Annotated in this window: 10 protein-coding genes; 7 read left to right on the top strand and 3 right to left on the bottom strand. The window is 54.7% G+C overall.

Annotation, left to right across the window (positions count from 1 at the left end; genetic code table 11):
* The 6 genes from OXH16_19335 to OXH16_19310 all read left to right on the top strand — a co-directional run.
* Positions 1-776: Gfo/Idh/MocA family oxidoreductase (locus tag OXH16_19335; protein ID MCY3683557.1), on the top strand; the 776-nt coding region annotated here is incomplete at its 5' end.
* On the top strand, positions 776-2224 hold the full coding sequence (locus OXH16_19330; GenBank protein MCY3683556.1) for a sulfatase: 1449 nt from the start codon (positions 776-778) through the stop codon (positions 2222-2224). The genes OXH16_19335 and OXH16_19330, both read left to right, overlap by 1 nt.
* A 25-nt stretch (positions 2225-2249) precedes the next feature.
* Positions 2250-2909 carry a ThuA domain-containing protein gene (locus OXH16_19325; protein MCY3683555.1) on the top strand — a complete coding sequence of 220 codons (660 nt, stop codon included), beginning with the start codon at positions 2250-2252 and terminating at the stop codon, positions 2907-2909.
* Between the two features lie 106 nt (positions 2910-3015).
* A complete protein-coding gene (locus tag OXH16_19320) occupies positions 3016-4032 on the top strand; it encodes a sterol desaturase family protein (protein MCY3683554.1) in 1017 nt (338 codons plus the stop codon).
* 155 nt (positions 4033-4187) lie between these two features.
* A complete protein-coding gene (locus OXH16_19315; protein ID MCY3683553.1) occupies positions 4188-5921 on the top strand; it encodes a phytanoyl-CoA dioxygenase family protein in 1734 nt (577 codons plus the stop codon).
* A 68-nt stretch (positions 5922-5989) separates the two neighbouring features.
* Complete coding sequence (locus tag OXH16_19310) at positions 5990-7282, top strand: hypothetical protein (protein MCY3683552.1); 1293 nt, start codon at positions 5990-5992, stop codon at positions 7280-7282.
* Between the two features lie 2 nt (positions 7283-7284).
* Here the strand turns inward: OXH16_19310 and OXH16_19305 are convergent, their stop codons facing one another.
* Positions 7285-8187, bottom strand: a complete 903-nt coding sequence (locus OXH16_19305) for a dihydrodipicolinate synthase family protein (protein ID MCY3683551.1) — start codon at positions 8185-8187, stop codon at positions 7285-7287.
* A 134-nt stretch (positions 8188-8321) separates the two neighbouring features.
* On the opposite strand from OXH16_19305, the gene OXH16_19300 reads away from it, so the two are divergent.
* A complete protein-coding gene (locus OXH16_19300; GenBank protein ID MCY3683550.1) occupies positions 8322-10085 on the top strand; it encodes a phytanoyl-CoA dioxygenase family protein in 1764 nt (587 codons plus the stop codon).
* Here OXH16_19300 and OXH16_19295 read toward each other — a convergent pair.
* Positions 10082-10900: a phytanoyl-CoA dioxygenase family protein gene (locus OXH16_19295; protein ID MCY3683549.1), complete on the bottom strand. Its 819-nt coding sequence runs from the start codon at positions 10898-10900 to the stop codon at positions 10082-10084. The two genes, OXH16_19300 and OXH16_19295, sit on opposite strands and share 4 nt — an antisense overlap.
* 10 nt (positions 10901-10910) lie before the next feature.
* Positions 10911-12161, bottom strand: coding sequence for a Gfo/Idh/MocA family oxidoreductase (locus OXH16_19290; protein ID MCY3683548.1), 1251 nt, complete (start codon positions 12159-12161; stop codon positions 10911-10913).
* Positions 12162-12238: the final 77 nt, after the last annotated feature.

Here is a 12238-nt window from a genome sequence, read left to right as displayed (position 1 = left end):
TTCCCATCCCAGACCATGGCAATATGGCTCCATTCTTCCGCCTTCACCTTGCCATAGAAAAGCCCATGTCACTGACCGGTCCAGAGGCCGAGGAAATGGTGCAGGCTGCCAGAGATAATGGCGTGGTGTTGACGATGCACCACAATCGGCATTACGATCGCGATTATTGTTTGGTGAAGCACGCGGTTTTAGATGGTGCGGTTGGCGAGATTGTTGCGCTTGAGAATCGCACGATGGGGGCGCGTCCCGCTGTGGGTTTTGGCGTGCCCGATTACAATCAGCAATGGCGCGTGACAGCCGCGGCGGGTGGGGGAACGTTGCTGGATTTTGGACCGCATTGGGTCGAGCAAATTATCGATTTGATGTCGGGGCACAAGGTGGTATCGGTATTTGCCGATGTGCGGCATACAAAGTGGGGCGATTCAGACGATTTGTTCGATATTGTGATGGTGTTTGACAATGGGGTGCGCGCGCGTGCTGCCAAGGCGGATATTTCTTTTTATTCCCTGCCATATAAGTGGATTGTTCTGGGCACGGAAGCGACGCTTGTGTGTGAACGTGGAGGCGGTGGCGAGGTGACGGTTTATGGTGAAGATTCTGAGGAAGTGCGTACCGATGCGGTACCGCGCGAAAATCTACACGCGAATATCGCGCGGCATTTGCGCGAGGGCGAGGATCTGATTATTACTGCTGAACACGGTTTGCGGGTGATGCAGGTGTTGCACGCGGCACGCGAGTCGGGAGCTTCTGGCAAGAGTGTGGATGTGGAGATTTAATGGAAATGGGCAAACCCAATATTATTTTTATTTTGCTGGACGATTACGGGTGGGCAGATACGACGTGTTACGGAAGTGAATTTTACGAGACGCCCAATCTGGATCGGTTGTGCGCCGAGGGGATGAAGTTTACGGATGCGTACGCGTCGTGTCCGGTGTGTTCGCCAACGCGCGCGAGTGTGATGAGTGGCAAATATCCCGCGCGGGTTGGGGTGACGAATTTTATCGATTGGAGCGGGAGAAATCATCCCAATCGCGGCAAATTGATCGATGTGCCCTATTTCAGGTATTTGCCCCATGAAGAGCGCTCGGTTGCACAGGCGATGAAGGACGGGGGGTATGCGACCTGGCATGTTGGCAAATGGCATTTGGGGGGACCTGGGTTTTATCCCGATGAACACGGGTTTGAGGTGAATGTGGGCGGATGCGAACATGGGTCTCCCGGGCGAGGGGGTTATTTTAGTCCGTGGACGATTCCGGTTCTGGACGATGTGGATGTGCCGGACGGGACGTATTTGACGGATTATTTGACGGATCGCGTCGTAGATTTGATCGAGAACCGCGATGATCGCCCGTTTTTTCTGAATTTGTGGTATTATACGGTGCATACGCCCATTCAGGCGAAGCGGGAAAAGATCGAGAAGTACGAAGAGAAAGCGAAAAAGATGGGGCTGGATAAAATTGAGCCGTTTGAAGAGGGCGATTTTTTCCCGGGGGAACACAAAAAGGACAGGCGCATTACGCGGCGGACGGTGCAGTCCGACCCGGTGTACGCCGCGATGATCGAGAGCATGGATGAGAGTGTGGGGCGCATTTTGGACGCGCTGGAAGCAGCGGGCATTGCCGATAATACCGCGATTATGTTTACCTCAGATAATGGTGGGTTGGCGACGAGTGAAGGTTCGCCGACGTGCAATGCGCCGCTCGCCGAGGGCAAGGGCTGGATGTATGAAGGCGGAACGCGAGAGCCGCTGATTGTCAAATGGCCCGGTGTGACACCGGCGGGGTCTGTTTGCGATGTTCCTGTGACGAGTACAGATTATTATCCGACGATATTGGAAATGGCGGGTCTGGATTTGATTCCCGATCAGCATTGCGATGGCGTGAGTATTGCGCCTTTGTTGAGGGGGGACGATCTGGCGCGCGATGCGATTTTCTGGCATTTTCCGCATTATGGCAATCAGGGAGGGACACCTGGATCTTCGGTTCGAGCGGGGGATTATAAGCTGATCGAGTTTTTTGAATCCGGGCATGTCGAGTTGTACAATTTGCGAGAGGATATTGGCGAGGAGAATGATCTGGCAGATGAATTGCCCGGTGTGCGAGATCGATTGCACGCGCTTCTGAAAGCGTGGCAGGAGGAAATCGAAGCCAAAATTCCCGAGGAGAATCCAGATTTTGAGCCGTGGCAGGAAAGGCCGGTTTGGGAGACAAATCGAGGGAGATAGGTTATATTTTAAGGGAGGTACATTTATGGACGATTCTATTAAGGTTGCGGTGGTGACCGGCGGCCACCGTTTTGATGTGCCGAATTTCCACGGGTTGTTCCGCAATATAGAAGGCGTGGATGCTTATATTCAGTCTCTGGAGGATTTTGCATCGCCACGAGCAGAGGAGCGCGATTTCTACGATGCGGTTGTGTTTTACAATATGCACAAGGAAGGTCCGACAGATGAGAACCGTTCCGGGTGGATGGGGCGACCTCTAAGCGCGCTGGAGTCCTGGCTGGAGACGGGCAAGGGGATTGTGTTGTTGCACCACGCGATTTTGGCATTTCCGAATTGGGATCCCTGGGTGCAGATGGCCGGTGTTGTCGCGGGGTCGTTTGAATCGTTCAGCCACGATGAGGTGATGCGGATTGCGGTAGAGGATGGGGATCATCCGATTACGCGGGAGATATCCGATTGGGAGATGATTGATGAGACTTATGTGATGGATGAGCCGGATTCGGATAGCCATTTGCTGTTGACGACAGATCATCCGGTGTGTATGAAGTCGATCGGCTGGACGCGGCAATACAATGGTACGCGGGTGTTTTGCCTTCAGAGTGGGCACGACAATCAGACGTGGAAGGATGGAAATTTTCAGTCGGTGTTAGTGCGGGGTATTCAGTGGGTCAGCGGGAGGATTTAGATAGGAAGTGTGAAGTGTGAAACAGGAAGTGTGAAGGAGGAAGTAAAGAGGGGCTGGAGTGCGCGGGCTGACTACTGACCGCTAACGCAACACAAGGAGGATCAAGATGGCTGATACCAGAGTGGAGAAGGAAGTTGTAGATGGCGTTGCCCGGGATGAAAGTGGCGAATGGCAGCCCGCAAAACGCCCGGCGCCTGCGCCGATTTTTGCATGGCCTCCGCGCCCTGTTGAGGCGCTGAAGTGGATGTTTGGTTTTCCGGGCTATTTGTGGCCCTGGAATGCGATTTATATGCTTATTGCCATTGGCACATGGCTTTATTTGCAGCCCGCGCTCGAGCGCTGTGTGGAATTTCGCGTGGATTGGATTGCCGAGATGTTCGTGCGCAATATTGCGATGCTAATTGTTATCGCGGGCGCGTGGCATGTGTATTTCTACAGGTTCAAGGCGCAGGGCACGCGGTATAAATACACGTCGAAATGGCTCGCGACATCAAATCGCAAGTTTTTGTGGGGGAATCAATTGCGCGATAATATTTTTTGGAGTTGTGTGAGTGGGGGGACGATCTGGACGGCTTATGAAGTGGTTTCTATGTGGGCATTTGCGAATGAGATAATTCCCTATGTCGATTGGCGCACAGAACCGGTTTATTTTGTTGCGTTGTTGTGCGGTATTCAGTTCTGGCGGCTTTTCCATTTTTATTGGGTTCACCGCCTGACGCATTGGAAGCCCCTGTACAAGTCCGCGCACTATTTGCATCACAAGAATATCAATATTGGGCCGTGGTCCGGGCTGGCTATGCACCCGATTGAGCATTTGTTGTATTTTAGCTGTATTTTGATTCACTGGGTGGTGCCGTCCCATCCGATTCACATGTTGATGAATGCACAACATGCGGCGTTTACACCGGCACAGGGTCATGTGGGGTTTGATAAAATTGAGGTGGGAGGGAGTGATAGAATGCCCGCGGCGTCGTTTTTTCACCAGTTGCATCACCGCTATTTTGAGTGTAATTACGGGGAGAATGATTTCCCGTTCGATTACTGGTTCGGCACGTTTCACGATGGGTCGCCAGAATCGCACGCCAGTATGCGCGCGAAGCGCAAGGCGGTGCATCAGATTTAATATTTGGGGGAAATACAGGGTGTTTACAACCGGGGCTTACGGCTGTGCTGCAGGTCCCGGTTTTGCGTTTTTGGAGCTTCAAAACTTTTTGATTGGATTGAGTAAAAAGTTTATAATGCAGAGACAAACCCCAATTTTCCAACAGGAGGTCAGAGATGGACCGGGAAGAGATGAGCAATGAAGAGAATTATGCGTTTGATGTCGCCGGATATTTGCACGTTCCAGGGGTGTTGAGTCGCGGGGAAGTTGAGACTTTGAACAGGGCGCTGGACGAAGTGGGTGGATCCGAAGGCATGCTGGGTTGGGAGGCACCCCAGCGGGATCTGTTTCGAAATTTGCTGGTGCATCCGCAACTGGTGTGGTATTTGAACCAGATTATTGGGCATGGGTTCCGACTGGATCAGGCACCCCGGTTGCTGGGGAGCCGGGAGGGGGAGATCGGGCAGGGCCTGTTTGGCGGAGATGAACCTCGGAATCCGTCCCGGGCGTATTTTATTCAAAATGGCCGCCGGTCGTGCCAGGGGGTGAAGGCGATCTGGATTCTGGAGGATGTGGAGGATGGGGATGGCGGGCTGGTGGTGGTTCAGGCGAGCCACAAGAGCAATGTGGAAACACCCGGGGATTTGGCGACGGGGCAGGACGATATGGGTCTGGTGAAACAGCCGGTTCTGAAGGCGGGTGATTTATTTTTGCTGGCTGATACTACGTTGCAGGGGATGCGTCCGTGGACGGGTTCGCCGAAACGGCTGTTGACGTACTGGTATGCGGGGCGAGCGGTCATCCAGTCTAATGGACCGGGACCAGGTGCTGAGATCGAAACGCGACCCGAGTGGTCGGAGAGTGCGCCTCCCGAACAGAAGGCGGTGATGTACAGGCCGGGGGCTAAGGGATCTAATCCACCGCCAGTGCTGAATACCGATGGTGAAAAGACGTGGTTGGAAGAGAGTTCTGAGGTGATTCATCCTTCGATTTATATTCGGGATCCAAATTCAAAAATTGATGAGAAGGAATTTTATTTTTGGGATTTGAATGGGTATCTGGTGGTGCGCGGGGTGATGGATGAGGAATGGCTGGAAAAAGCGAATGAGGCGGTGGATAAATTTCAGGACCGGATTGAGGTTGGTGCAGAACTGGCGCGAGGTTCAAAGAGCCAGGCCGGGACTGGGCGACCGTTGTTGCCGGGGCTGGTGGATTTGCCCGCGCCTTATTGCGAGCCTTTCCGGCGCATGATTGCCCATCCCGCTGTGGTGCATCGGCTGAACTGGATGGGAGCCAGCGGGTATCGCACGGGTGGCGGTACCGTGTTTTGCGCTGTGCAAGGGACGTCGGGCCACGCGTTGCACGATGGGAATGAGCCGATGAGTCCGTCGCGGGGCTACCAGTTTAAGAATGGGCGGAGTTATTGCGAGACGGTGACGGTTACGTGGCAGTTGCGGGATGTGGAGCCGGAACTGGGTGGGTTTGCCTGTGTGCCGGGTTCTCATAAGACGCAGTATTCGATGCCTCCGGGAATCCGCACGTGCGACGAGACGATGGGGCTGGTGGTGCAGCCGGCGATGAAAGCGGGAGATGTGTTATTTTTTATGGATGGCGGGTGTACACACGGCGCGCTGGCGTGGAAGAATCCGATTCCCAGACGGGGCGTGCTGGTTAAATATCAGTCTAAAAATTCCAACTGGGGCGGTGGCGTGATCGATCCCCAGGAGCGCTGGGGCGATATGGTCGAAGATATGACGGAGGAACAGTTTGCGGTTATGCGCGGTCCCGAACGCGATGGAGGGGATCGCACAGTGCCCAGGTTGGTCGTGCGGGATGGACAGGTGCACGTATCGTACGATCCAGAGGGCGACCGGTACGCGTCGTCTTATCGCAAGCCGGGGGAAAAGTAGGGAATTGAGTTGCAGGGGTTATAGAACCGGGGCTTATCGCAAGCCCCGGTTTTGTGCAGGAGGTGGTAATGGCAACGGTATCGTGTATGTTTGAGATCGCATTTGAGGAGTACGGCGGGGCAGAGTGTTTTCCGGCGGATATCGACGGAGATGGGATCCCGGAGATTATCACCTATCAGGGGCCGGGCATTTTTGGTCCAGAGCCGTTCAGGAGTTGGGATTTTGTAAGTGCGCTGTTTCCCGAGTCCGTATCTGTCTCGGCATTTCGCGCAGATGGCCGACGCATGTGGACGTGGGGGACGCCAAATCCGCCGCATATCCCTTATATTTCCCACTCCTATGAGGCCTGTATCGCCACGGGGGATATTGATGGAGACGGGCGCATTGAGGTGGTCTTAGCAGATGGCGATAGGGTTGTGGTCCTGGACGGTGAGACTGGGGAGGAGGTAAAGAGTGCCCGTCTTCCCGATGAGAATTATTATATCCTCCAGACCGCTGTACGGCCCACCGATGAACACGAGGCCGCTATTGCGATCAAAAATGGAGAGATGGGAAATGGTTCGTGGCGATATGGCGAGCCGGTGCTGGGTCTGAATGCAGATCTGGAGCCGGTGTGGGGACCCAAAGCGATTCCGGGAGGTGGACACCACATTTTGTCTCTGGATGTGGATGGCGAGCAGGTGTATTTGATCGGATACTGTGCCGTGGGCATGGACGGGCAGATTTTGTGGACGATGGATGCTGTTGATCCGGAAACGCTGAATGCAGATCAACAGCATGTGGATTACACGGATGTGTTTCACACTGACGGCGGTCCGGTTTTTTCTATTGCCGCGTCCGACAAGCTGCACCTGTTTGGGGCGGGAGGCGGGACTTATTTTTCGAGAGAACACATTCATTGCCAGGGTACGGCGCTGGGATGTTTTCGTTCGGATTCTGAATTTCAGGTCGCGCTCTACAATTCGCCAGACGGCCCTATGGTGCTCTATGATCCATCCGGTGTGGAATTGTGGAGCAGGCCCACTGAGCGGATCTGGCCAATGGGTTTTCCCAAAGGTGGGGAAAAGCTCCGCATGCACAGAAACCGGCCGATTATTGCGCTTCGGGGGAGCCAGACCTGGATCGGATATGCCGATGGCGGATGGCCCTGGGGGATGGATGGAGACGGCGAGATATCGCTGGCGTTTTCACCGCCTGTAAATGCAAAACATCCCGATTGCCCGGCGGGTATTTTGGAGCGCACACGGCTCGATGACATCGGTTATAGCTATGCGATGCAGGTGTGTGATATGAACAGTGACGGTAGAGATGAGGCTCTGATTTACGACCGAAGATTTATGTGGGTGTATGCGTTGCCTTAATGTTATTCCGGAAGCAGGCCGATCTGATCCAGAGACGCACGGAGAGATTCCATGTCTTTTTCCGTGGCAGAGAGTTGGGGGGATCTGAGATATCGGGCGGAGACGCCGTAGAGTTCAAGGATGGCGCGCCACATGGTTTGCCATCCGCCCCGGAAATTGGGTTGTAGATCCCAGAGCGGGCGTTCGATTTCGACGGTGATTCGCCGCGCTTCGGCTATGTCGTTGCGGCAGAGAGCCTGGTGGAATTCCGAGCCGATGTGTGGGGAGAATGAGGTGGACCAGTCCATGAAGGTGGTGCAGCCAAAGGGCCATTCGAGGAGGTGACGCCACAGGGTGCCTCCGGTCATGATTTTCCAGTGGTGGCCGTATTTTTGCAGGGTTTCTACGGCATAGGCCGTGTCGCCATCTTCTTTGAAGCAGCAGATGCCGGGTTCGTCTATGAGCATATCCAGTGCGCGGTGCGAGGGATAGCCGACGAGCATCACCGGGATGATTTTGCCGATTGCGGCATTGTGGGTGGCCACGCCTTCTGGGTCTGAGCCGTGGAATGTGGTGACGGACATGAGCGCATCTGCGCCCCATTCGACGCATCTGTGGGCGAACGCTTCTGCTTGCCGGGTGGGCCATGCCCCGGTCGCGGCGATGGTGAGGGCGCGGCCAGCGGTACGTTCGATGGTAAATTGTGTGAGTTGAGCGATTTCGTCTTCGCTCAGGCAGAAGTACTGGCTGTCGCCCGCTGTCAGCAAGATGACGCCGCTGCCGCCTCCAATGCCGATTTCGATGATATTGCCCACGCCGTCCCAGTCGATGTCTCCATTTGATAGAAAAGGTGTCGGTATCGATGTGACAGGGCCTTCCAGGAGGTTTTTGATTTCATCGGGAGATTTTCGCGATTTTGTGGTCATATTTTGTCACTCCTTTTCTGTTAATTGCTACCTTTGTAACAGTATAATCATTTTTATTTTGAATTGATCCAAAAAATGCTGTACTATGTATTAAATGCACTAATAAACCCCAATCTTCTTACAGGAGGTCACCGATGGACCGGGAAGCGATGAGCAACGAGGAGAATTACAGCTTTGATGTGGCAGGCTATTTGCACATCCCGGGCGTGTTGAACCGAGGTGAGGTGAAGGCGCTGAATGGGGCGCTGGACAAAGGGGGGCAGAGTGAAGGGATGCTGAGATGGGATTCCCCACTTCGAGATCTGTTTCGGGATTTGATGATTCATCCACAATTGGTGTGGTATTTGAATCAGATCGTGGGCTATGGGTTCCGGCTGGACCGGGAGCCAGAGTTGTTGTGCGATGAGACCTATGATGTAGAGGCACCTCTGGTGGGGGGTAATGAGCCGAGAAATCCTGCCAGGGCGTACTATTTTCAGAATGGTCGCCGGTATTGCCAGGCGGTGCGGGCGATCTGGGCGCTTGAGGATGTGGAAGAGGGCGATGGTGGTTTTGTGATGGTGCCGTGTACCCACAAGGTGAATGTGGAGACGCCAGAGGACGTGGCTACGGGTGTGGACGATATGGGTCTGACATTCCAGCCGAAGTTGAAGGCCGGGGATCTGTTTCTGGTGGCGGGGACGGTGTTGCAGGGGGTGCGCCCGAGCAAAGGGTCTCGGAGATTGTTGAGCTACGAGTATGTGGGGCGGGCGGCGATTCAGTCTGCCGGGACGGGTCCAATGGTTGCGGAGGATCCCTCTCCTGAATGGCAGGCAGAGATCAGCCCCGAACAGCGCGCGTCGCTTTACAAACCGGATTATGCGTATTCGACGCCTCCGCCGGTGATTGTGACGGATGGCGAGACAGTAAAAATAGATGAATCGCGAGAGGTGTTTCACCCTTCAATTTACAGTCGGGATCCCAATTCCAATATCGATGAAAAAGAGTTCTATTTTTGGGAGTTGAACGGGTATTTGATTCTCAAAGGGGTGATGGACGAGGAATGGTTGGAGAAGGCAAACGAGGCGGTTGACAAGTTTGAGGATCAGATTGTGGTGCAGGAAGAATTGTCGCGGGGATCGAAGAGTCTGGCGGGCACGGGGCGTCCGGTGCTGGGTGGTTTGCTGGATCTTCCCGAGCCGTATTGCGAGCCGTTTCGGAAGATGGTGGCGCACCCGCCCGTGCAACACAGATTGACGTGGATGGGCGGAAGTGGTGCGCGAATGAGTGGGCCGTCGGCGTTTTGTTCGGTTCAGGGGACGTCTGGCCATGCGCTGCACGATGCCGGGGAGCCGATGTATCCGCCGATGGGCTATCAGTTTCAGAACGGGCGGAGCTATTCGGAGGCGGTGACGATTACATGGCAGTTGCGGGATGTTCCGCCCGGTCTTGGCGGGTTTGCCTGTGTTCCGGGTTCTCACAAGGGGAAATACCCGACGCCGCCGGGCGTGCGGTCCTGCGACGATGACATGGGGCTGGTGAAGCAGTTGGTGATGGAGGCGGGAGATGTGCTGTTTTTTGCCGATGGCTCGACGACGCATGGCACCACGGCGTGGAAGAATCCCATCCCGCGGCGAGGGATTTTAATCAAATACTCGTCGCGGAGTTTTCACCGCAGCGGCGGGGAGATCGTGCATCCGTGGAACCGCTGGGGCGACGATATGGTGGAGGGCATGACGGACGCACATTTGACCGTGATGCGCGGCACGGATAGGGATGCGCGCGAGCACAACGTGCCCCGGCTTGAAGTGAAGGACGGCGAGGTGGAGGTGTCCTACGAGCGGGGGCAGGCACTTTATAGCGGCGAAGCGCCAGTGACGCCAGTGGTTGAACAGATGCGAAATAGAGCAGGCCGTTAGACGGTTCTGTTATCCAGCGAGTACTCGCGGTTTCCATTTGGCCCACCGCCAATTGCCCAGGTGCCGCGGAAGAGGGTCCGCCGCTTGGGGGGCATGGCTTCGATTGTTTCGTGGTCGAGGTTGAGGCGGTGCCACTGTGCCCAGATGGAGTTGTAGCAGTTGAAGACAGCACATCTCGGGTTATTCGGGTTGATCCAGTCGTTGGCCGCGTGGATCAGGCTTTCCGTGAATATGACTACCGAGCCTGCGGGGCAGCTATAATCTTCCATTGTGTCTCTCATACTGGATTCATAGGGAGAGCCGCCGATATTTGGTCGAAACGGATCCGGACCGCCGTAACTGAAGTGCGCTTTGTGTGATCCGCTGAGAAAAGAGGTGCCGCCCTGTCCTGCCACCACTTCCTCGAGTTCCCACACGACCCGGGTCAGCCCGGCAAAAATTTTATTTCCCGCGACCTGATAGCGCATGGCGTTGGCCCGCTGGGGGGGACGCACGACGTGGGGCATGCCGTTGTCTCTCCGTTCCGATTTGTCCCATCCAGGAGGTCGCACGGTGGTGAAGGAGCCTTCGCAGCGGAAACCGTAGCAGTCATCTTTCACAAAGGGGTCTTCGGATAGGATTTCGTTTAGAATGCCGACGATTGCCGGGTGATCCAGCAGGTTCTGAAGCGCGCCCTCATAACTCCGCCTGGCACCGGCATATACTTCGGCTTTCATCTCTTCTATTTCGGCTGCGGATAATATAGATGGTAGCAGGATCCAGCCGCGAAGGTCGAAGAAGAATTTTTGCTCTTCGGTCATGAGTATAGGTGTCATATTTCCTCCTTTATATTGGTCCGTTGGTGAGGCGAACAGTTTCGCCGCCCTGGTCGATGGATTGCATTGCGGATAAGATCATTCGCGTGGCTTCCATGCCGTATTGTCCATCTACAGTGGATGGGCCGCCGCGGGCAAATTTGGCAATTTCCTGAACCAGCTTACGGTCTGCACCGAAGTGAGAAGTTTCAAAGGCTTCGGCTTTGCATTGTATGATTTCTTCTCTGCGTTCCCCGTAGTCCGTTACGAGGTCGATTTCGCCTTTCAGACGCGTCAGGATCATTCGGCCTTTTGTGCCAACGAGTTCAAAGGTTTCCTCATCTTCGGCTTGGGGACCGTAAATGGCGTAGAAGATGGAGGCGACGATTCCGTTGTCGTACTGGAAGTGGATGGATGCGTGGTCGAAGATGTCTGCGCCGGGTTTATATACGCAGTTGTCTTTTCGGCGCATGGGATCGGTTTCCTGGGCGAAGGTCTGGTCAATTGCGCCCCGGGCCTGATCCTGTGTTCCCGTTTCGACCAACTCCGCTCGATAAGGACAGGTCCAGTCGTCGCAGACAGCACAAAATTCGGGTGCGTCTTCGCGCACTTCAAAGAGGTTGCGCCCCCCAAAGGCGTTGACCTGGAGACAGTGGCCGTCCGCAAACCAGTTGAATACGTCTGTGTAGTGCGATGCCTTGTCGTTGAGCGCACCACCGCTCAAGGCCCTCGTGCGGTGCCAGGTCATAAAATAATGCGTGTAGGGGATTACAGAGCGAATGAGCATCATTTTGAGGTCGCCGATGACGCCGCTTTTCAGCAGGTTGTAGAGTTCGATCCAGGGCTGTTCATAGCGCCTGGTAAAGCCCATGATCATCGGATTATTTGTTTTGTGTTCTTCTTTTTGAATGGCTATGGCATCTTCAAGCGTATGTGCGATGGGCTTGTCCAGATAGACCTTTTTGCCCGAGCGCAGTGCGGGTATTGCCGCTTCGCGATGGGCTGCCGTGGGCGTGGTGATGACAACCAGATCTACGTTGTCGTCGGCAATCAGGGCTGTTGGATCGCTGTAGAATGTGGGTGAAAAAGTTCTGTTGCCCGCTACCGCCGCGATCCTGTTCACATCTTCAAGGGCGATGTGCATCCGGCTTTCTGTGCGGTTGCAAAAGGCAGTGATTGTGATGTCCAGGTCGCTGGCTTGTTCGGCAATTTGATGGCCAATACAGTTGATGCCGCGGCTACCGGTTCCGATGATGCCCACGCGAATGGTGTTTGTTGTCACTGTTGGTTTCTCCGGGGAGAGGTACTGGTTGTATCAGGGTTCTTGTGAGCAATATACAAATTATTCCCGAAAATAAA

The sequence above is a fragment of the Gemmatimonadota bacterium genome (genome assembly GCA_026705765.1).
Lineage (GTDB): Bacteria > Latescibacterota > UBA2968 > UBA2968 > UBA2968 > VXRD01.
This window is presented reverse-complemented; position numbering and strand designations above follow the sequence as displayed.